The organism is Pseudoxanthomonas sp. GW835-FHT14C01 (assembly GCF_058793715.1).
The window spans coordinates 19,092-41,768 of sequence record NZ_JBXAGB010000004.1 but is presented as its reverse complement, the minus strand read 5'-3'; the positions used below and the strand labels follow the sequence as shown (position 1 = coordinate 41,768).

Annotated in this window: 24 protein-coding genes and 1 pseudogene; 16 read left to right on the top strand and 9 right to left on the bottom strand. The window is 63.3% G+C overall.

What is annotated here, in order from left to right:
• Nucleotides 1-11 precede the first annotated feature (11 nt).
• Nucleotides 12-563 (bottom strand): hypothetical protein, encoded by a 552-nt coding sequence (locus AC1Q5B_RS17945; protein WP_155944766.1) that lies wholly within the window; start codon nt 561-563, stop codon nt 12-14.
• 517 nt (nt 564-1,080) lie between these two features.
• Between AC1Q5B_RS17945 and AC1Q5B_RS17940 the strand changes: the two genes are divergently transcribed.
• Nucleotides 1,081-1,503 (top strand): YqaA family protein, encoded by a 423-nt coding sequence (locus tag AC1Q5B_RS17940; RefSeq protein ID WP_056881680.1) that lies wholly within the window; start codon nt 1,081-1,083, stop codon nt 1,501-1,503.
• 24 nt (nt 1,504-1,527) lie between these two features.
• Here the strand turns inward: AC1Q5B_RS17940 and AC1Q5B_RS17935 are convergent, their stop codons facing one another.
• Both AC1Q5B_RS17935 and dmeF read right to left on the bottom strand, forming a co-directional pair.
• Nucleotides 1,528-1,719 (bottom strand): DUF1289 domain-containing protein, encoded by a 192-nt coding sequence (locus tag AC1Q5B_RS17935; protein ID WP_056881679.1) that lies wholly within the window; start codon nt 1,717-1,719, stop codon nt 1,528-1,530.
• Nucleotides 1,716-2,696 carry a CDF family Co(II)/Ni(II) efflux transporter DmeF gene (gene dmeF / locus AC1Q5B_RS17930; RefSeq protein WP_056881678.1) on the bottom strand — a complete coding sequence of 327 codons (981 nt, stop codon included), beginning with the start codon at nt 2,694-2,696 and terminating at the stop codon, nt 1,716-1,718. The genes AC1Q5B_RS17935 and dmeF overlap by 4 nt, the downstream gene beginning before the upstream one ends.
• 53 nt (nt 2,697-2,749) lie before the next feature.
• Here dmeF and AC1Q5B_RS17925 point away from each other — a divergent pair, with 53 nt between their 5' ends.
• The 15 genes and pseudogenes from AC1Q5B_RS17925 to AC1Q5B_RS17855 all read left to right on the top strand — a co-directional run bounded on the left by AC1Q5B_RS17925 (nt 2,750) and on the right by AC1Q5B_RS17855 (nt 17,644).
• Nucleotides 2,750-3,022, top strand: coding sequence for a metal/formaldehyde-sensitive transcriptional repressor (locus AC1Q5B_RS17925; RefSeq protein WP_056881807.1), 273 nt, complete (start codon nt 2,750-2,752; stop codon nt 3,020-3,022).
• Nucleotides 3,023-3,145: 123 nt separating this feature from the next.
• Nucleotides 3,146-3,472 carry a hypothetical protein gene (locus AC1Q5B_RS17920; RefSeq protein WP_155944765.1) on the top strand — a complete coding sequence of 109 codons (327 nt, stop codon included), beginning with the start codon at nt 3,146-3,148 and terminating at the stop codon, nt 3,470-3,472.
• Nucleotides 3,473-3,538: 66 nt separating this feature from the next.
• Complete coding sequence (locus AC1Q5B_RS17915) at nt 3,539-4,789, top strand: TolC family protein (protein ID WP_081420489.1); 1,251 nt, start codon at nt 3,539-3,541, stop codon at nt 4,787-4,789.
• The gene (locus AC1Q5B_RS17910) at nt 4,786-6,021 is read left to right on the top strand and encodes an efflux RND transporter periplasmic adaptor subunit (protein ID WP_056881675.1); all 1,236 of its coding nucleotides are present in this window, start codon (nt 4,786-4,788) and stop codon (nt 6,019-6,021) included. Before AC1Q5B_RS17915 ends, AC1Q5B_RS17910 begins: the two co-directional genes overlap by 4 nt.
• Nucleotides 6,022-6,031: 10 nt before the next feature.
• The gene (locus tag AC1Q5B_RS17905; RefSeq protein ID WP_056881674.1) at nt 6,032-9,220 is read left to right on the top strand and encodes an efflux RND transporter permease subunit; all 3,189 of its coding nucleotides are present in this window, start codon (nt 6,032-6,034) and stop codon (nt 9,218-9,220) included.
• Between the two features lie 106 nt (nt 9,221-9,326).
• Nucleotides 9,327-10,028 (top strand): HupE/UreJ family protein, encoded by a 702-nt coding sequence (locus tag AC1Q5B_RS17900; RefSeq protein WP_056881673.1) that lies wholly within the window; start codon nt 9,327-9,329, stop codon nt 10,026-10,028.
• Nucleotides 10,029-10,052: 24 nt separating this feature from the next.
• Nucleotides 10,053-10,697, top strand: coding sequence for a hypothetical protein (locus AC1Q5B_RS17895; RefSeq protein WP_056881672.1), 645 nt, complete (start codon nt 10,053-10,055; stop codon nt 10,695-10,697).
• Nucleotides 10,698-10,817: 120 nt separating this feature from the next.
• Nucleotides 10,818-11,078: a hypothetical protein gene (locus AC1Q5B_RS17890; RefSeq protein ID WP_056881671.1), complete on the top strand. Its 261-nt coding sequence runs from the start codon at nt 10,818-10,820 to the stop codon at nt 11,076-11,078.
• Nucleotides 11,079-11,144: 66 nt separating this feature from the next.
• Nucleotides 11,145-12,008, top strand: a complete 864-nt coding sequence (locus tag AC1Q5B_RS17885; RefSeq protein ID WP_081420488.1) for a methyltransferase, TIGR04325 family — start codon at nt 11,145-11,147, stop codon at nt 12,006-12,008.
• Between the two features lie 39 nt (nt 12,009-12,047).
• On the top strand, nt 12,048-13,373 hold the full coding sequence (locus AC1Q5B_RS17880) for an MFS transporter (RefSeq protein ID WP_056881669.1): 1,326 nt from the start codon (nt 12,048-12,050) through the stop codon (nt 13,371-13,373).
• A gap of 34 nt (nt 13,374-13,407) precedes the next feature.
• Nucleotides 13,408-14,160, top strand: coding sequence for a hypothetical protein (locus AC1Q5B_RS17875; protein ID WP_155944764.1), 753 nt, complete (start codon nt 13,408-13,410; stop codon nt 14,158-14,160).
• A gap of 164 nt (nt 14,161-14,324) precedes the next feature.
• Nucleotides 14,325-14,690, top strand: a complete 366-nt coding sequence (locus tag AC1Q5B_RS17870; protein WP_056881667.1) for an ArsR/SmtB family transcription factor — start codon at nt 14,325-14,327, stop codon at nt 14,688-14,690.
• A gap of 60 nt (nt 14,691-14,750) precedes the next feature.
• Nucleotides 14,751-16,187, top strand: a pseudogene (locus AC1Q5B_RS17865) (4-helix bundle domain-containing protein); the annotation flags it as partial.
• Between the two features lie 33 nt (nt 16,188-16,220).
• Nucleotides 16,221-16,685: an FTR1 family protein gene (locus AC1Q5B_RS17860; RefSeq protein WP_379605651.1), complete on the top strand. Its 465-nt coding sequence runs from the start codon at nt 16,221-16,223 to the stop codon at nt 16,683-16,685.
• On the top strand, nt 16,682-17,644 hold the full coding sequence (locus AC1Q5B_RS17855) for an arsenic resistance protein (RefSeq protein ID WP_056881665.1): 963 nt from the start codon (nt 16,682-16,684) through the stop codon (nt 17,642-17,644). The genes AC1Q5B_RS17860 and AC1Q5B_RS17855 overlap by 4 nt, the downstream gene beginning before the upstream one ends.
• 108 nt (nt 17,645-17,752) lie before the next feature.
• Here the strand turns inward: AC1Q5B_RS17855 and AC1Q5B_RS17850 are convergent, their stop codons facing one another.
• From AC1Q5B_RS17850 to AC1Q5B_RS17825, 6 genes are all read right to left on the bottom strand, one after another.
• Entirely contained in the window at nt 17,753-18,388 is a 636-nt protein-coding gene (locus AC1Q5B_RS17850; RefSeq protein WP_162108746.1) for a phosphatase PAP2 family protein, read from the bottom strand.
• 127 nt (nt 18,389-18,515) lie between these two features.
• Nucleotides 18,516-18,899, bottom strand: coding sequence for a lipid-A-disaccharide synthase N-terminal domain-containing protein (locus AC1Q5B_RS17845; RefSeq protein WP_056881664.1), 384 nt, complete (start codon nt 18,897-18,899; stop codon nt 18,516-18,518).
• On the bottom strand, nt 18,896-19,630 hold the full coding sequence (locus AC1Q5B_RS17840) for a glycosyltransferase family 2 protein (RefSeq protein WP_056881663.1): 735 nt from the start codon (nt 19,628-19,630) through the stop codon (nt 18,896-18,898). The genes AC1Q5B_RS17845 and AC1Q5B_RS17840 overlap by 4 nt, the downstream gene beginning before the upstream one ends.
• 70 nt (nt 19,631-19,700) lie before the next feature.
• Nucleotides 19,701-21,404, bottom strand: a complete 1,704-nt coding sequence (locus AC1Q5B_RS17835; protein WP_081420486.1) for an ArnT family glycosyltransferase — start codon at nt 21,402-21,404, stop codon at nt 19,701-19,703.
• A 63-nt stretch (nt 21,405-21,467) separates the two neighbouring features.
• Nucleotides 21,468-22,208 carry a hypothetical protein gene (locus AC1Q5B_RS17830; protein ID WP_155944762.1) on the bottom strand — a complete coding sequence of 247 codons (741 nt, stop codon included), beginning with the start codon at nt 22,206-22,208 and terminating at the stop codon, nt 21,468-21,470.
• Between the two features lie 22 nt (nt 22,209-22,230).
• Entirely contained in the window at nt 22,231-22,602 is a 372-nt protein-coding gene (locus tag AC1Q5B_RS17825; RefSeq protein WP_056881660.1) for a diacylglycerol kinase, read from the bottom strand.
• Between the last annotated feature and the right edge of the window lie 75 nt (nt 22,603-22,677).

Below are 22,677 nucleotides of genomic sequence, written 5' to 3'. Positions count from 1 at the left end.
TAGCCGAAAGACTAGCAATTTCTCATGCAGATCGTGTTGATGTTGTAGGAACAGGTCGCCTTCTTGGCGCACTCGTAGCCTTCGTAGTCACAAGGCTGAGAAGGGCACACGGGACCTGGCGGGCCGCCCAATGGACGCATGATTTGCTCATCGACTGCGTTCTGGATGCGCACATTCCGCATCATGGCCACGGTGTGCTGGGCACCAAACAGGCTCATCACCTGATAGATCTGCGAGGCGTTGAGTTCAGTCTGCAGGTCGCCGTAACTGAAGCTCGTGATGCCGCTTTCATTGAACTTCAGACTGGCGATGAAGCGACGCTTGCCCGATTCCGAGAGCGCGGCCAGTGGCGAAGCGCTTCCCGAGTTGCGTAGATATTGCTCGAGATCCTGGCGCGATTTGATCGAGGCCAATTGCAAGGCCACGTCCTGTTGCAGCATCTCCTGCTGTTGTGCGGCGCCGTTGACATGCGTGGATTCGACACTGGCATTCTGTGCGTGTAATGACGTACTAGCGGCCAAGACTGCGAGTAGACCAACTAGTACCGTAGTGAATCGGCCCATCGTTAGTTCCTCCATGCGACGTCGGAAGTAGTTGCTGGAGCCCGCCGCCTGCTCAGCACGCTAGTTCGCTGATGTTAGTGATGTGTGGTAGGCCAGACACCTACATGAACGCATGATCGCCATCTAGTGCCTGCTTAGCCGCGAATGTGCCAGTAGGCGGTAGCTTGCGGCCCGCGCAGGAGTAGAGCCGTTAGAGCGAAGAGAAGTCCTCTAGCAAGCTCATTGCAACATAAATGCGTGAATTCAGATCGCAAGCAGACAAATGCGACAGAACATCAGTACCCGTCACCCTTGCTCACGGGGTGCATGACGCAACTGAGCGACCGAAACGGTGCTGCGCTGGGCAAGGCCAGACTCACCTGCATCGGTTGTCACGTTCAAGTCGGACAACACCGCACTCGTAGCTGAGAGAACTCCTACAAAAAGTCAGAACATGCCACTCTCGGGCGCCACTGATCGTGGGCTATGCTGTCAGTCAACAGAGACTGTATTCCCAGGCCCATCGATTGCTGACCTGATGATCTACTTGGGTTTATTCTTGGCTGCGTTCTTGGCCGCCACGCTAGTGCCGGCACAGTCCGAAGCCGTGCTGGTGAGTTTGCTGGTCGCCGGCTATCCGGTGTGGGCACTATTGCTTGTCGCAAGCGCCGGCAATGTGCTCGGTTCGGTGGTGAACTGGTGGTTGGGCGAGCAACTGCTGCGCTTTCGCACCAGTCGCTGGTTTCCGGTATCGGCCTCGGCCCTGGAGCGCGCCCAGCGCCGCTACCAGCGCTATGGCAGTTGGTCGTTGCTGCTGAGCTGGGTGCCGATCATTGGTGATCCGCTGACCTTGGCCGCCGGGGTCATGAAAGAGCCGCTCTGGCGCTTCCTGCTGCTGGTGACGCTGGCCAAGGTGGGCCGTTACCTCGTGCTGACGCTGATTACCCTGCAGGTGCTGTAGCCGTCGCTGCGCTCGTGCGCAAAGCTATGACGGCTGGCCGCGACGTGCCTGGATCTTGGCCCGCCGCCGCGGCACGTGCGACAGAATGCTGCGTCGCTTGTGCTCGGTGTACTTGCGCCAACTGCGGATCTCCTCGGTGGTGCGAAAGCAGCCCACGCATACGTCGGTCTTCCGATCGAACTGGCAGATGTCCGTGCAAGGGGAGGGGCGGCTCATCGCGGCGTTTCACTGAGCGCGGTCCGCGCCTCGATGGTCACGTGCACGATCTCCTCGTGAATGGCCAAGGCATGCTTGAAATGATCCGGATGCACGGGATCTTCGGTCACGACCTCGGCCACACAGGCGAACTTGCCACGGCCTACCTGCCAGACGTGCAGATCGCTGATACGCGCCGGCACCGAGCCTTGCTCGATGGCTTCGCGGATTTCTTCCACTACGGGAGCATCCATCTGCGCATCGAGCAAGACCTTGCTGGTCTGGCGAATCAGGCCCCAGGCCCACACCGAGACCAGGGCCGCGCCCACTAGCCCCATCACCGGGTCCAGCCAGGCCGCACCGAAGTACATGCCACCCAGCAGCGCGATGATCGCCAACACGGAGGTCGCCGCATCGGCGATGACATGCAGGTAAGCCGAGCGCTGGTTCAGATCGTGATGGGCGCTGTGTCCGTGATCGCCATGATGCTCATGGTGATGGTGATGGTGATGGTGATCGTCGTGCCCGTGCCCGTGATCATGGTGATCCCGCAGCCACCAGGCGCACAGCAGGTTGACCGCCAGGCCCACGATGGCAATGGCAATGGCCTGCTCGTAGTGGATGGTGCTGGGGCGGAACAGGCGCTCGATGGACTGGAAGGCCATCAGGCCTGCCACACCCAGCAGCAGGATTGCGCTGGTGTAACCGCCCAGGATTTCGATCTTCCACGTGCCGAAGGCAAAGCGACGGTCCTGCGCGAAGCGGCGCGCACAGGCGTAGGCGAAGACCGACAGGCCCAGTGCCAACGCGTGGGAGCTCATGTGCCATCCATCGGCCAACACGGCCATCGAGTTGTACCACCAGCCTCCGGTGATCTCCACGACCATCATGATCAGGGTCAGGATCATGGCCCGACGCGTGTTGCGCTCGGCGAGCGGGTTGCCTTGGTCGAAGGCGTGGGAATGGCGCCGCGTAGCGGCCAGGGCATCGAGGTTCATGACGGGGCAGGGATGGGTTGCTGGATACCCCCATAGGGTATATGATCGCTTCCATGGCGCATACCCACCGCGACAAAAAGAAGCTGCTCACCCGCGTTCGCCGCATCGGCGGTCAGGTCGCGGCATTGGAGCGCGCACTGGAAGCCGAAGGCGACTGCGGTGATCTGCTGATCCAGATTGCCGCGGCTAAGGGCGCCATGCATGCGCTGATGATGGAAGTGCTCGCCGGTCATCTGAGCGAGCATGTGGTGACCGCCGAAACCGAGGCCGAGCGGGCCAAGGAAGCCGGCGCCATCATGGACTTGCTGACCCGTTATGCCCGTTGATCGCAGACCGTTGGTGGGTGCTGCTTTCCCGAACGTCTGTGCTGGACAGGCCCGTCCTTAACCCCGTAGGCTAATGCAGTGATCCGGTTTTCCGCCCGCGCCAAGAGTGTCTTGCACGTCAGCATGCTGTTGCTGCTGGTGCTGGGCGTTCTCGTGCGGCCGGCACTGAATTTCGTGGGTGAAATCCACGGGGCCGCGCATGCGGCCGAAGTCGCGAGCGAGCACGGCCACGGCCATCCTGGCGATGCCCTCGATGCCGATCACGACCAAGACCACGCCTCGGGCACGCACCTGCTGATGCACCAGGCCGATTCGGGTTCTTCCTCCGGCCTGCTCACCAGTTTCCGCCTGCCGCCCGTCGAAGTGGCTGCCTCTCAGCGTCTGCAGTGGACGCCGGCTTCTTCGCTTCCCCAGCGACTCTCTTCGCCGTTTAGACCTCCGATTGCCTGATGACAGGGCCGGCCGCCGTTAGCGCGGCCTGAGTACGTCTGTCCATCAACCAATCGGAGATGTTCCGTGAACTTGTGTTATGCATGGGTTCTGGCCTTGGCCGGAGCCTGTGGTGTTGTGCCATGGGCACACGCCACTGAACCTCTGCGCCTGCAGGAGGCGGTTTCCCGCGCCTTAGGTGCAAATCCGGCCCTAGCGGCCGAAGCAGCTCAACTCGATGCCGTCCGTGCCCGCGCCGAGCGCGAGGGCTTGGCCCCGCAGTACTTCGTCACCGGCGAACTGGAGAACGTGGGCGGTACCGGTTCACTCAGCGGAGTGAATTCGGCCGAAAGCACCTTGCGGATCGGCCGTCTGATCGAGTTGGGCGGCAAGCGCGCCGCTCGCCAGGCCTTGGGCGCTGCCGAGATCGATCAGCAGCAAACCGCTGCCGACGCCACGCGTATCGAACTGACCAGTCGCACGGCGGCCCGCTTCATCGAAGTCGCAGTGGATCAGCAGCGCCTGGACTTTGCCAACGAACGCGTTCGCCAAGCCGAGCGTACGCGCCGCGAGGTAGCAGGCTGGGTCTGGGCCGCACGCAACCCCGAGTCGGATCTGCGTGCGGCTGAAATCGTCGTGGCCAACGCAGAGCTGGATCGTGAGCATGCCGAGCACGAGCTCAGCAGCGCCCGCACCACCTTGGCCGCGACCTGGGGCGACACGATCCCGGACTTCGACACGGTGGCTGCTGATCTGACCGATCTGCCCGAGGTCGAACCGCTGGACACGCTGCTGGCGCGCTTGCCGAACACGATCGATCAGCAAGCCTTCTCGCGTGAGGCTCGCCTGGCCGAAGCCCGTCGTCGTATCGCTGAGGCGGCTCGCAAACCCGATCTGAACTTCAACGTCGGCGTGCGTCGTCTGGAAGGGCCCAGTGATCAAGGTCTGGTGATGTCGGTGTCCGTACCGTTGGGCAGCCGCACGCGGGCGGGGTACTCCATCGCCGAAGCCGACGCGCAACTGGCGGCCATCGAAGCGCGCCGAAAAGCCGAGCAGTTCGAGCGCCATCAACTGGTCTTTGAGAAGTACCAGGAACTGGGCCATGCACGCACCGAGGTGGAGTCGTTGCGCGGACGTGTGGTGCCCAAAGCCGAGCAAGCCCTGGCCTTTACCCGGCGCGGCTTCGAAGCAGGGCGGTTCTCATTTCTCTCGCTCTCCCAGGCGCAGACCACGCTCTTTGAACTGCGCGAGCGCCTCGTCGAGGCCTATGCGCGCTATCACACCTTGCTGGTGGAGCTCGATCGGCTCACCGCAACCACCCAGGACACCTTTCCATGAGTCGTCATCTCACTCTCTTGCTGTTGCCTTTGCTGTTGGTGGCGTGCGGCGGTGAACCGGCATCCAAGGCCGGTGAAGCCGCCGCTGAAGCGGCCCCGGCCAGCGGCGACTACGAGCGCGGTCCCAATCGCGGCCGCATGCTGCGTGATGGGGATTTCGCCATCGAAGTCACGATCTTCGAAACTAACGTTCCACCTCAGTATCGTTTGTATGCCTACAAAGATGGAAAGCTGATCAAGCCAAGCGAAGTGGTTCCCACCGTGACGCTCAAGCGATTGGACGGGGAAACCAATATCTTCACCTTCACGCCTGAAGACCAGTACCTGACCGGCAGCGGCCAGGTGACCGAGCCGCATTCCTTCGATGTGGAAGTCAAAGCCCAGTACGCGGGGAAAACCCATACTTGGACTTACGACTCCTATGAAGGCCGCACGACGATCCCGGCCCAAGCCGCCAAAGACGGCGGCGTGGTCGTCGAGAACGCCGGACCGGTGGTGATCCGCGAGACCATCCAGGTGATGGGCAATGTGGCCGTGGATGACAACCGGCGCGCGCAGGTCAAGGCACGCTTCCCCGGCATCGTGCGCTCGGTCCAGGTCCAGCAGGGCGATCGCGTCAAGCGTGGCCAGACGCTGGTCACGGTCGAGGGCAACGACAGCATGCGCACCTACGCCGTCACCGCGCCCTTCGATGGCATTGTGTTGCAACGCCCGACCAACGTGGGCGATGTGGCCGATACCAACACGCTGGTGGAGATCGCCAACATGTCGGATGTGTGGGTCGACTTGCGCGCCATTGGTCCGGATGCGGAAAAGATCACGCCCGGCCAGCAGGTCAAGGTCTCCTCGGCCACGGGCGGTACCAGTGCCGAAGGCACGATCGAGACGCTGCTGCCGCTGGCCACCGGCCAGACGGTGGTGGCACGCGTGACCCTGCCCAACGCCGAAGGGCGCTGGCGCCCGGGCATGGCGGTCTCGGCAGAGGTGACGGTGGCCTCGCGCGAGGTCCCGCTGGCGGTCAAAGAGTCGGGCCTTCAACGCTTTCGCGATTTCACCGTGGTCTTTGCCCAGGTAGGGGAGACCTACGAGGTGCGCATGCTCGAACTGGGCGCACGCGATGGTGAGTTTGTCGAAGTGCTTGGGGGTCTGAAACCCAACACGCCCTACGTCAGTGAGCAGAGCTTTCTGATCAAGGCGGACGTCGACAAGTCTGGCGCCAGCCACGACCACTGAGGACAGGACAATGCTAGAACGCGTCATAAGAGCCGCGATCGCGCATCGCTGGCTGGTCCTGCTGTTGGTGTTAGCCGTCAGTGCGCTGGGCGTCTGGAACTATGGGCGTCTGCCCATCGACGCCGTGCCTGACATCACCAATGTGCAGGTCCAGGTCAACAGCGAGGCGCCCGGCTACTCACCGCTTGAAGCCGAGCAACGGGTAACGTTTCCCGTTGAGACCGCCTTGGCCGGCATGGCCGGCATGCAATACACCCGCTCGATCTCCCGCTATGGCCTGTCCCAGGTCACGGTGGTGTTCGAAGACGGTACCAACATCTACTTCGCCCGACAGCAGGTCAGCGAACGGCTCCAACAAGCCGCCTCGCAATTACCCGCTGACGTGAAGCCCACGCTCGGTCCGGTCGCCACCGGTCTGGGTGAGATCTTCATGTACACGGTCGAGGCCGATGCCGGCGCCAGGAAGCCCGATGGCACCGAGTGGACATCGACCGATCTACGTACGTTGCAGGACTGGGTCATTCGCCCGCAGCTGCGTAATCTGAAAGGCGTCACCGAGGTCAACACCATCGGCGGCAATGTCCAGCAGTTCCACATCACGCCGGATCCTGCCAAGTTGCTGGCCTTCGATTTGAGTATCGATGACCTGCTCACGGCGGTGGAGCGCAACAACGCCAGTACCGGCGCCGGCTATATCGAGCGGGGCGGTGAGCAGAACCTGATCCGCATCCCCGGTCAGATCGGCGATGAGGCCGGCCTGCGTCAGGTGGTGGTGGCGACCCGCGAAGGACTGCCGCTCAAGGTGCAGGACGTGGCCGATGTGCATATCGGCTCGGAACTGCGCACCGGTGCGGCGACCAAGGACGGCCATGAGGTCGTGCTGGGTACGGTATTCATGCTGGTAGGCGAGAACAGTCGCGAAGTGGCCCAGCGCGCTGGCGAGAAGCTCAAGCAGATCGAAGCCGGCCTGCCCAAGGGCGTGACTGCCAAGGCGATCTACGATCGCACCAACCTGGTCGATCGCAGTATCGCCACCGTGCAGAAGAACCTGCTCGAGGGCGCGCTGCTGGTCATCGCGGTGCTGTTCCTGCTGTTGGGCAATATCCGCGCGGCGCTGATCACCGCGGCGGTCATTCCGGTGGCGATGCTGCTGACCATCACCGGCATGGTGCAGAACCGGGTCTCGGCCAACCTGATGAGCCTGGGTGCACTGGACTTCGGTCTGATCGTGGACGGTGCGGTGATCATCGTGGAGAACTGCCTGCGTCGCTTCGGCGAACGGCAGCACCAGTTGGGCCGTCTGCTCACCCGTGAGGAGCGATTCGATCTGGCCGCCGTGGCCAGTGCCGAGGTCATCAAGCCCAGCCTGTTCGGCTTGTTCATCATCGCGGCGGTGTATCTGCCGATCTTCGCCCTGACCGGTGTGGAAGGTAAGACGTTCCACCCGATGGCGATTACCGTGGTGATGGCGCTGACCGCGGCGATGGCCTTGTCGCTGACCTTCGTTCCGGCCGCGGTGGCCCAGTTCGTCACCGGCAAGGTCGAGGAGAAGGAAACCAAGATCATGCGCGGTATGTCGCGCCTGTACGGCCCATTGCTGGAAAAGGCATTGGCTATGCGGGTGGCGGTGGTCTCGGCGGCAGCAGTGTTGGTGGTGCTGTGCGGTGTGCTGGCCACGCGACTGGGCACGGAGTTCATTCCGAACCTGGACGAGGGTGATATCGCCTTGCACGCCTTGCGCATTCCCGGCACCAGCCTGACCCAGGCCGTGGGCATGCAGGAGCAGTTGGAGACGGTCATCAAGGCCTTCCCGGAGGTCGACAAGGTCGTGGCCAAGCTCGGTACGGCCGAGGTGGCCACCGATCCGATGCCACCCTCGGTGGCCGACACCTTCATCATGCTCAAGGATCGGGATGAGTGGCCCAATCCGCGCAAGCCCAAGGCCGAGCTGGTAGCCGAGCTGGAGAAGGCCGTTCGCGCCATCCCCGGCAACAACTATGAGTTCACCCAGCCGGTGCAGATGCGCATGAACGAGCTCATCGCCGGCGTGCGCGCGGAAGTGGCGGTCAAGGTCTTCGGCGATGACATGGCGCAGCTGGAAGCCCTGGGCTCGCAGGTCGAAGACGTGGCCAGTCGAATCGAAGGCAATGCCGACGTGAAGCTGGAGCAGGTCACCGGCCTGCCGCTGTTGGTCATCGACCCGGACCGTGCCGCCTTGGCGCGCTACGGCTTGGCCGTGGCCGACATCCAGGACACGGTGGCTGCCGCCCTGGGCGGCGCCAACGCGGGCCAGCTGTTCCAGGGTGATCGACGCTTTGACATCGTCGTGCGACTGCCCGAAGGCAAGCGCCAGGATCTGAAGGTGCTCGCTGCACTGCCGATCATGGTGCCGGCACAGCGTGATGCCAGTACTCAAGGCATGGCGTTGCCATCCTCGGTCCCGTTGGGTGCGGTAGCCAAGATCGCCATTGAGCTGGGGCCCAACCAGGTCAGTCGCGAGAACGGCAAGCGCCGCGTAGTGATCACCTCCAATGTGCGGGGTCGCGATCTGGGCTCCTTTGTCGAAGAGCTGCGCGGCAAGGTAGCCAGCGAAGTGGAGCTGCCTGACGGTTATTGGATCGAGTACGGCGGTACGTTCGAGCAGTTGATCTCGGCCAGTGAGCGTTTGACGGTCGTGGTACCCGTGGTGCTGGTCATGATCTTCGGCCTGCTGTTCATGGCCTTTGGATCGGCCAAGGACTCGGCGATCGTCTTCAGCGGTGTGCCACTGGCGCTGACCGGCGGTGTGATGGCATTGGTGCTACGCGGCATCCCGTTCTCCATCTCGGCAGGCGTGGGCTTTATCGCCCTGTCCGGTGTGGCGGTGCTCAACGGCCTGGTGATGATCACCTTCATCCGCAAGTTGCGTGAGGACGGCAAGTCCTTGCACGAGGCGGTGGTCGAAGGAGCGTTGACGCGCCTGCGGCCGGTGTTGATGACTGCGCTGGTGGCCAGCCTGGGCTTCGTGCCGATGGCGCTCAACGTCGGCACCGGTGCCGAGGTGCAGCGTCCGCTGGCCACGGTGGTCATCGGCGGCATCATCTCCTCCACCTTGCTCACCTTGCTGGTCCTGCCGGCGTTGTACCGCATGGTCCATCGCAAGGAAGAGCCGCGCGCCGAGGCGCCGCCGAAAGTCGAGCACGTTCCGAGCGCCCCGTAATCCAGTGGGGTGGGGCGCGCGTGCGCTCCACCCCCTCCTGATCCCTTCCACATACCTATAGATGCGAATGAACTCACTTCTCTACAAACCCTCCGGATGGGGCGGCATGATCTCCGCCTCCACCACGCGCACGCTGGTTCTGTTGGCGGGCCTGCTGCTGTTGTTGTTCACCGCCAACGGCGCGCTGGCCCATGCCGTAGCCGAAGGTGATAAGGGCTACATCCAGGAAATCAGCGGGGTGCACCTGCTGTCGTTTGCCTACCTGGGCGCCAAGCACATGGCCACCGGGTACGACCACATCCTGTTCCTGCTGGGCGTGATCTTCTTCCTGTACCGCATGAAGCAGATCGCCTTGTACGTCACGCTGTTCGCGGTGGGTCACTCCACCACGATGCTGTTGGGCGTGTACTTCAACGTGGGCATCAACAGCTTCCTGATCGACGCGATCATCGGCCTGTCGGTGGTCTACAAGGCGCTGGACAACATGGGCGCCTACCAACGCTGGCTGGGTTTTCAACCCAACACCAAGGCGGCCACGTTGATCTTCGGTCTGTTCCACGGCTTTGGCCTGTCGACCAAGATCATCGAGTACGACATCTCTCCCGATGGTCTGGTGCCCAACCTGTTGGCCTTCAACGTCGGCGTGGAAATCGGCCAGCTGCTGGCCTTGGGCGCAATCCTGATTGTGATGGGCTACTGGCGCCGCTCGCGCGGCTTCTGGAAGCACGCCTATACCGCCAACGTCGCGATGATGTGCGCCGGTTTCATCCTGATCGGCATGCAGCTCACTGGCTACTTCGTTTCCTAATTCAAGACATTGCGAGAACACACCATGTACAACAGCAAGCCTCTCAACACCGATCTGCCGTCCTCGCGCCAGTTGCTGCGCTCGACCATCATCGCCTTCATCGTGGCCGTCGTCCTGTTGGTCACCGTCGTGCTGCCGTCCGAGTACGCCATCGACCCCACCGGTGTCGGCCGCATGCTCGGGCTAACCGAGATGGGTGAGATCAAGGGTCAGTTGGCTGAAGAAGCCGCCGCCGATGCCGCACGTGATGCGGCCGCGGCCGCGGCAGGCGCGCCGATCTCATCGGCCGCCTCATCCGCCAGCCCCGCAGCACCGGCAGCGGCGGCAGCACCGGCCGTGGACACCACGCAATGGCGCGATCAGATGCAGGTCGTTCTGGCGCCAGGAGAAGGCGCGGAGGTCAAGTTGGCGATGACAGCCGGTCAAAAGGCGAACTTCACCTGGACCGCGCAGGGCGGTGTCGTGAACTTCGACACCCATGGCGATGGCGGTACCGGCGGCGAATCCACCAGCTACGAAAAAGGACGCGGCGTGGCCGCCGACGAAGGCGTGCTGGAAGCGGCCTTCAACGGCAGCCACGGCTGGTTCTGGCGTAACCGCAGCGAGGCCACGGTGACGATCACCCTGCGTACGGCCGGCGACTACGCCCAGATCAAGCGCGTGATGTAACCCCGTGGCGGCCAGGCGCCTTAAGCGGGTCGTGGCATCGCCTCGACCCACCGTCGCGAGCCTGGGTCCTCGCGACACCTACCCATCCTCGGCCACGCGCCGATCACGAAGGAACTGAAGATGAAAGCTCGTTCACTGTCCATTGCCGGCCTGGTTGCGCTGTCGCTGGTCTCGCTGTCGGCCCTGGCCCATCCGGGCGCGCACGACGAAGAGAAGGAAATCCCCAAGACCTGTGAGGATCTGAAGGACACCAAGCGTTTCACCGACGACTCCGCCTTCCCTGAAGTCAAGGCGCTCAAGCAGAAGTGCGGCGTGCCGGAAAAGCCGGCCAAGGCCGACGGCGCCAAGAAGCCGGCCCCGGAAGCCAAGAAGACCAACTGATCGTTCGCCGTCCCAGGCGGTCGGCTTCCCGATCGCCTTGGGACACCTTCTCTGTCGAGGTGAGGTATGTCCGCTCAATCTAGCGCAGACCAAGGGCGCATCAAGCACGCCGTGGTTCGCCTGGCACGCGAGGTGATGGAGCTGCCCGGACTCCGGCGTGTCGGCAAACCGATGTATCGACGGTATTTCTCCAAGCCCTACGAGCACGGCAATCTGTACTACGGCATCTACCGCAGCTACGAGGACGCGCTGCTCGATGCCGAGCGCCTGTCCTCGGAGGTCTTGCCCGCCAGCTACGACCTGGATCAGGTCACGATCATGTACCGCCAGCAGCTCAACCGGCTGCGTGCCTGCGACTACCCGGCGCTGTACTGGATCCATCAGCTCATTGCTGATGGCGCCAGGCGCATCTTCGATCTGGGCGGACACGTAGGCTTGGCCTACTACGGCTTTGGTCGCTACATCGACTATCCGGCCGGACTGATCTGGAACGTCCATGACCTGGACAAGGTGCTGCAGGCTGGTCGGCTGTTGTCCGCGCGACGGGATCGGTCGGGTCAGTTGCGCTTCGTCCACATTCCTGAGGTCGCCGACGGCTGCGATGTCCTGATCAGTACCGGCGCACTGCAGTACCTGGAGTACAGCCTGCCCGAGTTGCTGGACCGGCTGATCGCGCCGCCGCGCCATGTCCTGTTCAACCTCACGCCGCTGCATGCCACCCGCGAGTTCTTCACCTTGCAGAACCTGGGTGTGGCGGTGTGTCCGTATCGGGTCCAGTCCGATGCCGCGCTGGTGCAACAGATGGCCGAACGCGGCTATCAGATACGCGATCGCTGGGAGCTACCCGAGCGCCATCTGCGCGTGCCCTTCGAGCCGGACTACGAAGTGAATGCCTACTCCGGCATCTATTTCGAACGTCAGAGGCTGTAGCGATACCCGTACTGCCGCCACCACTGCTGAGGTCTTCCCATGTTGGATGTCCTGACCAACCTCACTTTCCGTAAGCTCTTTGCCGCCCAGGTCATCGCCTTGCTGGGCACGGGCTTGGCGACCGTGGCGCTGGCCTTGCTGGCCTACGACCTGGCCGGCGATCAGGCCGGGCAGGTGCTCGGCCTGGCCCTGGCCATCAAGATGATCGTGTACGTGCTGCTCTCGCCGGTCTCCGGTGCGGTGGTGCCGCCGCACCGGCGCAAGATCGTGCTGATCGGGCTGGACGTGATCCGGGCCCTGGTCGCACTGGCGCTGCCGTTCGTCACCGAGATCTGGCAGATCTACGTGCTGATCGCCGTGCTGCAGTCGGCCTCGGCGTGCTTTACGCCCCTGTTCCAGTCGGTCATCCCGCAGATCCTGCCCGATGAGGCCAAGTACACCCGGGCCTTGTCGCTCTCGCGGCTGGCCTACGACCTGGAGAGTCTGCTCAGTCCGGCCCTGGCCGCCGCGCTGCTGACGGTAATCGCGTTCCAAGGATTGTTCGTGGGCACCTCGGCCGGCTTCCTGCTGTCGGCGCTGCTGGTGATGTGGACGACGTTCCCTGTCGGTACGCGCAGCGCCAGCGCCGGTGGTCCCTACGCGCGGGCCATCCGCGGCATGAAGATCTACCTGCGCACGCCACGCCTGCGCGGCTTGCTGCTGCTCAATCTCTGCGCCGCCGCCGGCGGGGCGATGGTGTTCGTCAACACGGTCGTGGTCGCGCGCACGGTGTTGCAAGGCGGCGAGCGGGAGGTGGCCTGGCTGTTGGCCGCCTTCGGCGTGGGCTCGATGCTGGTGGCTCTGTGCCTGCCGCGCCTGCTCGATCGCATCGCCGATCGCCGCATCATGCTCTCGGCCGCCACGGCGATGACGGTGGTGCTGAGCGCGGCCACCGTGTACTGGTTCAGTGTCGGCGGCAAGCCTGCCTGGCCGGTCGTGGCGGGCATCTGGCTGCTGCTGGGCATGTCGTACGCGGGCCTGGTAACGCCCGGTGGCCGACTCATCCGTCGTTCCGGCGCCGAAGAGGATCTGCCGTTCCTGTTCGCCGCACAGTTTTCCCTCTCGCACGTGTGTTGGCTGCTGGCGTACCCGATCGCAGGTTTCCTGGGCGCCAAGCTGGGATTTGCAGCAGCGTTGGGGATTTTGTCCATGGTGGCCTTGCTGAGCGCAGTGCTGGCCCGCTGGGTGTGGAGCTCTCGTGATCCCGAACAGATCACACATACCCACGAGGAGCTGCCCGAGGGTCACGCCCATCTGGGGCAGGGCGGAAAGCAGCATGCCCACCGCTATGTCATCGACGACCTGCATTCGCGGTGGCCGCAGTGAAGGCGTACGCACGCGTCCTGTCAGGAACCGCGACGTGATCTACGCGCTGTCGGCCATCTTCATGCTGGGCGTGGGCCTGGGCACGGTCGGTGCCTTCGTGATGCCCTGGAGCGGGATGCACTTCGCGCTGGCGTGGCTGGGATCGGTGATCGGGGCGGTCTTCCTTACCTTGCTCGCGCTGCACGGATGGGACGTCAGGCTCGCGGCCACGCAGGGGGATCTGGCCTCCCTGAAACGCTTCTGGCACGCGCTGCGTCCTTCGCTAGCCGACATGCTATTAGCGGGGGTCCTGACAATCGCCGGCCTCTGGCTGGCAGGTACAGCCACCTCGCTCTCGCTGCTGCAGATCGCCGTGTCGGGTCTGCCGGTGTATCTGCTGGCCGTGGCGCGGATCGCGACCAAGCTCGGACGCCCCCATGTGGCGGCGCCCAAGACACGGGCCCTTGTTTTGTGTGCCGCGCTGCTGCTGATGAGCGTGGGCAGCCTGTACATGATTTGGCTGGTCGTCGCCGGCGATGTACCGGTGCTGGCGCAGGCCTGGGTGATCGCTCTGCAGCTGGTGAGCGCGCTGTGCTGTTACATCGCTGCCTCCAACTATCAAGTGGCGATGGCCACCGGTGAGATTCGGCGATCTCCCACCGTGATGCTGATGCTCAAGGAGCTGTCCGCGGTGGGCATGGGCGATATCGCCACGCCCGATCCCAAGGGCAAGCGGGTCACGCAGGACGCGTTGCCAACCTTCAGGAAGCGGCCGAACAAACGACCGCGACGATCGCGCAACCGATAGGCCGCATCCACGCTCCAGCGTGCTGCCGCCTCGCCAGAGCACCTTGCATCACTACGAGGAAAGGGCCAGCCAAGTAGGCCCGGCCCCAATCAAGAATGAGTCTCAGTTGACGTTTGCGGCTGTGGCCGTCATCCTAATATTTCATCATATGTTGAAATATTGAAATGAACGAGACCGCGGCGCTACGGGGATTCGGGGCCATCGCCCATGCGGATCGTCTGCGCATCGTTCGCATGCTCGTCGTGGCCGGCGCGGACGGCATGTCTGCAGGCGCGATCGCCGCCGCGCTCGATGGCGCACAACCCTCCCGGGTGTCATTTCACCTCAAGGAACTGGAGCAGGCTGGGTTAACGCTGGCTCGCCGAGAGGGCAAATCGATCATCTACAGCGCGGACTTCCCCGCGCTCTCGGATCTTGTCGCGTTCTTGATGCACGACTGTTGCCATGGGCACTGCATCTACTGCGACAAGGCGATCAAGTTGTTCGCGCAATGCACTGGACGTCCCACGGGACCTGACGAACTGCCGTGATCAGCCGCCGCCATCACGCATAGCCGCCAGCCGGCCCCTCTCCCTACTGTTGATACCTACATGACCTTTCGATCGATCGTCCTCGTGCTTGCAGGCCTGGCGGCGCTCCTGCATAGCAATGTCTCCTTTGCGTCCGAGAAGAACGTGCCCACGACGTGGCGGCTACTGGACTACATCGCCGTCGACTATCGGGAGGCCGTCCGCGAGGGCGAGGTGGTCAACGAGGTTGAGTACGCCGAGATGAAGGAATTCTCGGCGACCGCTGCCGAGGCCATCGGTCAGCTGCCCGCTAAAGCCGAATCCGCGCAGTTGAAGCAAGATGCGACTGCACTGCAGGGGGCAATCCAGGCAAAAGCTGCGCCTGAGCAGATCGCAGAGCAAGCGCGTGCGCTGGCTGCGCTCCTGGTGAAGGCCTATCCGATTCCCCTGCTTCCAATGCAATCGCCCAATTACGGACGTGGCAAGGTTCTCTACGCGCAGCTGTGTGCGGCCTGCCATGGCCCCTCGGGTGCAGGTGATGGACCCGCCGGTGCAGGCTTGGATCCCCCACCGATTGATTTCACCGATCGCGCGCGCGCCGAGGAGCGCAGCGTCTTTGCCCTTTACCAGGTCATCGACCAAGGCCTGGAAGGCACCTCGATGGTGAGCTACGCGAGCTTGCCGGTCGAGGATCGCTGGGCACTGGCGACCTACGTAGGGGCCATGGCGTATCCGGAAGATCAGGTCGATGCCGGAAAGAAGCTGATTGAAGGCGATGCGGCGCTGCGCGCCAAGCTCAACTTCGATGCCTACGTCAGCACTACGCCCGCCGCATTGGGCACAACGGTGGGATCGGCAGAACAGGCCTCAGCCATCGTGGCGTACTTGCGTCGTCATCCGGACGCCTCACAGGCACAGGATGTCAGCTCGGCGTTGGCGACCTCGCGCAAATTGCTTGAGGAGGCGATGACGGCCTACCGCGCCGGACAACCTACACAGGCCAAGGATTTGGCACTGTCTGCGTATCTGGACGGATTTGAGCCAGTGGAGCCGCTGCTGGCGGCACGCGACAACGCCTTGATGGTGAAGATCGAAGCGGCCATGGCGCGCGTGCGATCGGGTATTGCGGCCAATGTGGCTGCCGATGAACTCCAAGGCCAGGTCACGGCCCTGGACGATCTCTTCGCCCTAGCCGAACAGGTGCTAGATCAGGGCCAGACATCGGCCGTAGCCAGCTTCGTGGCGGCTTTCACCATCCTGCTCCGCGAAGGGCTGGAGGCGTTGCTGATTGTTATCGCGATGATCGCACTGCTGCGCAAAGCCGAGCGGACCGAAATGCTGCCATGGGTCCATGCAGGCTGGGTGTCGGCATTAGGGGCCGGCATCGTGACGTGGGTGCTGGCCACTTGGGTCATCTCCATCAGCGGGGCCAGCCGAGAACTGTCCGAGGGGTTCGGATCGTTGCTGGCGGCGGTGGTGCTGGTGTGGGTGGGCATTTGGATGCACGGCAAGAGCCATGCGGAGAACTGGCAACGCTACGTACGCGATAAGTTGGGTCAGGCGCTGAGCCGGAAGTCGGGTCTGTTCCTGCTGGGTCTGATCTTCGTGGTGGTCTATCGGGAAGTGTTTGAGACCATCTTGTTCTATGCCGCCATCTGGAGCCAAGGCAATGCCAGCAGCGTTATCGCTGGCGGCCTTTCGGCATCCATCGTTCTGGTCGTCATTGCCTGGTTGATGATGCGATACAGCCGGCGCTTGCCGATCGGCCAGTTCTTCCGGTACAGCTCGCTGCTGATTGCCGTGCTGGCTGTAGTGCTCATCGGCAAGGCCGTCTCGGCGCTGCAGGAAGCAGGCTACTTGCCCATCTCTTGGCTCGACGGTGGTCCGCGGGTCGAGTTGCTGGGCTTGTATCCGACAGTTGAGGGCATCGGCGCGCAGATCACCACCGCGTTGATTCTGGCTGTCGGCTTCTGGCTGGCTAATCGGCCCGCCAAATCCGAGGTAGCTGCCCCATGAATCGGGAGCTGACGCGCGAGCGGCTTGAGCACGTCCAGACGCCCATCTACTTTGTGGCGCTGGTGCTCGGATTCGTACTGGCGATGCTGGTGCCTGGCACAGAGGCGCTTGAGTCGGCGATCAACCCTGCACTGGGCGTCATGCTCTTCGTGACCTTCCTCCAGGTTCCCCTGTCGCGCATCCGGGACTCGCTGCGGAACGTACGCTTCATGGGCGCCTTGCTGGTGGCCAACTTCATCGTGATACCGATGTTGGTGGCCTTGGCCTTGCCGTTGTTCCCTGGGGATCCTCTGATCCGCATCGCGATGCTGTTCGTGCTGCTTTGTCCGTGCATCGACTATGTCGTGACGTTCTCGCACCTTGGGAAGTCTGATTCCTCGTTACTGCTGGCCGCCACACCCGTGCTGTTGATTGTGCAGATGCTGCTGTTGCCGGTGTATCTGAATCTGCTGCTAGGGGCTGAGTCCTCGAGCTTGGTAAAACCAGGACCGTTCCTGCACGCGTTCGTCATCTTGATCGTCATGCCGATGGCGCTGGCTGCCACCCTGCAAGCGCTATCTCCAAAGTTCAGCGGCATTGCGACGCTCACACGTGTAGGTGGGCTTCTTCCTGTGCCAGCCACGGCACTTGTGCTACTGATCGTCATTGCGGCTGTGACGCCCCAACTGAGCTTAGCAGTAAGCGCTGCTATGGACGCGCTACCTTTCTATCTAGCCTTCGCGATCATCGCGCCCATCTTGGGACTGGTCGTGGCACGCGCATTCAAGCTGCCAGCACCAGCAGGCCGAGCGGTCGGCTTTGCAGCAGCAACTCGCAACTCGTTGGTAGTTTTGCCGTTGGCGCTCGCCGTGCCCGACGCCTTACCGATCATCCCAGCCGTCATCGTGACCCAAACCATTGTCGAACTGGCCGCGATGCTTCTGTATATCCGTGCGATACCCCTCCTAGCCAAGAACTAGACTCGTATCGGTATCGATATCCCCGCTTCTGGACGAGAGTTGACATTCATTGAGAGTCGATATTCTTTATCCGGAATTGGCTGACATAACGTCGAAAAAGTCGTGCACTCAGCCCGCTGCACCCCGTGGTGGCTGACGATGACGCGCTCGCAGCATGAATAGACTCGCAGGCACGACCCAGCAGATCAGCGCGGTCACGACATCGTGCGAGAGAAAGTGCGCTCCCCGTAGTTGCTGACCAATGCCAAACAGAAGTCCTACAGTCATGCCCACCGCCAGCCCTGTCCATCTATGCTTGACGCGGACCTCGGCAAAGAAGAAGTACAAGGCAAGCCACGCGTATCCACTGCTAGCGTGTCCGGAGGGGAAACAGCCGCTCTTCAATGGCCTGAAGTCGAAGAGGGTGAGATAGGGGTTGCTTCCCCCCAAGCCTGCAATGCTCCACGGACAGTCCAACCCCGAGTATCGCTTCAGGATGGACACCAGCGCCGTAGAAATCGCGATCGCGGTGAACAGCCTGATCGCCGGTCCTCGCCAGCCCCGAAGGCGCGGGCGAAGGTAGGTCATGGCGATCAGGACAAGGACCGTCAGCACACCGACAGTGGTAACAGCTCGTCCGGCCTTGTGGATGATCTGCTCCGTCCAGAACCCGTTCTTGTAGCTCCACGCGTTGTCGCCCCAGGCGTAGACCCAAGAGGCCACGCGCATGTCCCACTCACCAGTCAGGACGACGGTGAGCGTCATCAGGGTGGCGGCCGGTAACAGTAGGCCCCACCAGACGTTGAAGTGAGCGGGCAGAGAGATGGGAGTGTTGGGCGGACTTGCCGCCTCTGGGACAGGCCTAGGGCGCGTGTCGAATGCGGAGACCTCCTCAGTCATTGAGGCGATCCAGCGCGCCCGCTTCACCCGGTGCTTGCTGGCCCTGGCGACCAGCCCGGTCGTGCCTTCGGTGCACGCGGATATCCAAATACAGGCTGTAGGCGGCGGTAAAGGCGGGCAGCAGGTTCTGCACGACGCCCACGGCATCTTGCTTGGAAGAGAACAGGAAGTAGCTCAAGGCCATCAGGCTGCCGCACAAGCTCATGTACCAGAACAAGCGCGGGATCACCGGCCGGCCGGCGCGTCTGGACGCCACGAACTGGACCAGCCAGCGCACGCCGAACAAGGCCGCGCCAGTCAGGCCAATGAGCTTCCAGGGCGTGGTGTGCAAGCCCGTCCAGCTCAGCCACAGGATTTCCTGGTCCATGACGCTCATGACTTGGAGCCGGCACTGAGCTCGCTGGTGGCGGTCACGTGGCTGCGCTGGATCAGCCAAGCCACGCCCATCAGGTCACGGATGCCCACCAGGGCACGGCCTAGGTTGGTGTACTTGGACTGGCCCGATCCCCGCGATCGGTGGGAGACCGGCACACTGAGGGTCTTCCAGCCGGCGCGCTGCATCAGTGCCGGCAGGTAGCGGTGCATGTGGTCGAAGTAGGGCAGGTCCAAGAAGGCAGCGCGGTCGAACAGCTTGATGCCACAGCCGGTATCGGGCGTGTCATCCCGCAGCAGCGATTGCCGGATGCGATTAGCCCATCGCGAAGCCCAGCGCTTGCTGGCCGTGTCCTTGCGCTCGGTGCGCCAGCCGGCGAACAGCCGCACCTGCGGTGACGCGGCTTGGCGAGCCGCTAGCAGTTTGAGGATATCGGCTGGATCGTTCTGGCCATCGCCATCGAGCGTGGCGATCCAGGGCGAGAACGCGTGCTTGACGCCATTGCGGATGGCGGTGCTTTGCCCACTGCGTTGATGGTGCAGCAACACCCGCAGTTCGGGCACCTCGGCTTTTAGCCAGCCGAGCACCTCGCGTGTGTCATCGTCGGAGCGATCGTCCACACAGATGATGTCGAAGGCGATCTTGCCGCGCAGGTGGTGCACCACCTCCTGCACGAGCGGGCCGATGTTGCCGCGTTCATTGAAGACGGGAATGACGACCGACAGACTGGGCATCCGGGGCAGCGACGGGCTTTGCATGGCGAAGGACTCAGTAGAAGGGCGTGCGGGAAAGGAGAAGGAGGACTCAGTCTTCACTGACATCGGCTGACCACGTGGCCGGAACCTCGCAGTCCGGGATCCAGGCCGTACCCGGTGCCAGAATCCAGGCGCGTCGATTGGAGGCGCCGATGTCGATGACCTGCGTTGGATCCAGGCAAGGCCCGATGGCTTCCTTGCGCAGGAACAGCCAGCGTCGTGTGGGGTCCTGCAGGAGCCAGGCGTGCGCCTGCTGCCACTGCTCCACCCAGGGCTTCTTGAAGCCGAACTCGGTAACCGATCGCTCGGCCTGGAGCAGGTGCTGTTCGCGCCAGCCGAGCATGGCCAGCTCGGCATCCAGATCGATGGTCGTTTCCACGCGCTGCATCAGTGCTTTGGCAGAACTGTCCGGACTGAGCGCCGGCATGAGCCCCACGCCATAGGTGATCCACAGCGAGGCGGTGACGGCCACCAGCGCAAGCACCACGCACCGGCGTGCGGCGAGCATCACAACCAGGCTCACGACGGTGAAGCCCAGCAGCCATCCACTGACCTGCTTGACCGTGCCCATGTCCATGCCGCGGCCGTCGAGCAGGCCATGCACGCGCTCGGGTGAGGCGGTCAGCAACCACAGCCCCAGGGCAGCGGTAACGGTGACCACTACCGACAAGTAGGACCACAGCACGGCGCGAACGCCGCGACGACGCAGCAAACCCGCCAACAAGGGAGCGGCCGCGATGGCCAGGGCGGGCAGCATCGGGAAGATGTAGACCTCGCGCTTGCCCGGGCTGGCACTGAAGAAGACCAGCACCAGCAGCGCCCAACCGAGCAGTAGCGCGTAACGCGGGTCCACGCGACGCACACGCCGCCACCACGCCGGCAGCAACCACGGCGCGAGCAGCACGCCTGGCAGCCACAGCGTGAGCATGGTCTGTAGGTAGTACCAAGCGGGTTTTACGTGGTGCCAGGCATTGGCGTAGCGGGTGCCGGTCTGCTTGAACAGCATTTCCCGCGCGTAGGTGTGCAGGGCCGGATCCGATGAGGCCGCCACCGTGGCCAGCATCGGTACCAGCCATACACCCGCGCCCAGCACAAAACCCGCAATGCCGGCCAGCACATGCACCCCTCGGTGCGAGGGCAGGAGGTGGGGCGACTTCCACCGCACCCACAGCCAAGGCACGAACACCAACAACGGCAGAAAGCCCACGCCCTTGGTGACCGTGCCCAAGCCAGCGGCGAAGGTGCCCACCATCAGCAGCCAGGGGCTGGGCTTTTCAAGCAGGTAGCGCACCAGCGCCCATAGCGAGAGCGTGGTCATGCCCACCAGCACCATGTCGATCTGCGCGCGCTTGGCTTGCAGCACGAACTGCAGGCAGACGAACAGGCCCAACACGGTGTAGTCGGTCGTGCGCTTGCCCCACAGGCGCCGGGCAATGTCGCCCGTCAGCCACAACGTCAGCAGCGCCGCCAGCAGGGAGGGCAGCAGGAACGCCACATCCCAGCTGCGCACCAAGACATAACTGGCCGCCTGCAGCCACATGAAGGTGGGCGGCTTCTCGGCGTAGAGCTCAATACCTCGGTAGGGGAACAGCCATTGGCCGGTTTCCACCATGGTCTTGGCCGCCAGCACAAAGCGGGGCTCATCCGCGGGCATCGGCTCGCGTAGCCCCAGGCCCGCCAACAGCGCCGTGATGACCAGCAGGATCAAGAGCCAGGTTTGGCCGGGAGAAAGGTCGCTAAGGGAATGACGCATCGGCGTATCGCTCGTGCAAACAGATGAAAAGGACTCAAGAACTTCAGTGCGGGATCGCGCGATCTAGAAGCGGCGTCGACGCTTTCGCCCGCCATGCGGCGGGGACGGACCTTTGCGCAAACGCGACGATGGGCTGTCGGGAGAGGACGGCCCGTTCTGATGACTGGGAAAGGGATTGCCGAGGCTCTCGATCACCGGCGATGACAGAGCGCGTGCCTGCTCGATCGAGGATCTGAACTTGGCCGCCGACACAAAGGCCGCGATCGCGGCCAGGGCCGACGTCACCCCCAGCCACGGCGCGGCGCCCTGCATGCCCGTACGGGTGGCCACGACTGATTGCAAGACAGCCGTGATCGCGAACAGGGCGCCGTAAATCACGCTCAGCACGATGCCCGTGCGTCGCCGACGCACGGGCGTGGCCTGCAGGGGTCTGGCCATCAGCGCCGACGCGATGGCGAGCGCGTAGAACGGCGCCTCCAAAGCGGCGACCACGGTGCCGGCGGTGCCCACGGATCGATAGGCGATGAGCAAGCCGAGCAACATCACCGGCGTTGCCACCAGCAACTCACGCAGTCGTGGCCGCATCGCCGCAGCGAACTCAGACAGGTACCGGCGATCGTCGCGTCTGAACGCCACCAGCAGATCCAGCGCGTGCAGCGTCACTACTACCCAGAACAGCGAGCCCACCAGCACGACGGTGCTGCTGAGGATGACGGTCAGGCCATCAGGGTGTGGAACCGACATCGCCGATTTCAGGCCCCAGCCCACAGCAAAGAGCAGTGCTCCAAAAAGTATGTACGCCATATCAACCTCCAGCCCGGTGACATCAGCTGGCCAAGATGGCCAGCCATGTCAGGGCGGTAACCGCCAACGTCATGAAAACCGCAGCCGAGCCCATGTCTTTGGCGCGGCCGGCCAGTTCGTGGTGCTCGGGGCCGTAGCGCTCGATGACTGCTTCGATCGCTGAGTTAAGTAGTTCGACCGGTAGCACCAGCAAGACCGTGGTGGCCAGCAGTGCACGCTCTACACCGGTCTCGCCCAGCAGCAGGCCCAAAGGCGCAAGCACCAGGGCGAGCACTACCTCGAGACGAAAAGAAGACTCATGCAGCCAAGCCGCACGCAGTCCTTGAGCAGACCAACGTGCCGCCATCATCAAACGCTTGGGGCCACGCGGCAGGTGGCCATAACCGTCAGCCATGGGAGACTCCTTGAGAAGAAGTGAGTGACTGCTTCAAGCGCGTGGTTCGAAGCGGCCGAAGGCCTGGCAACAGGT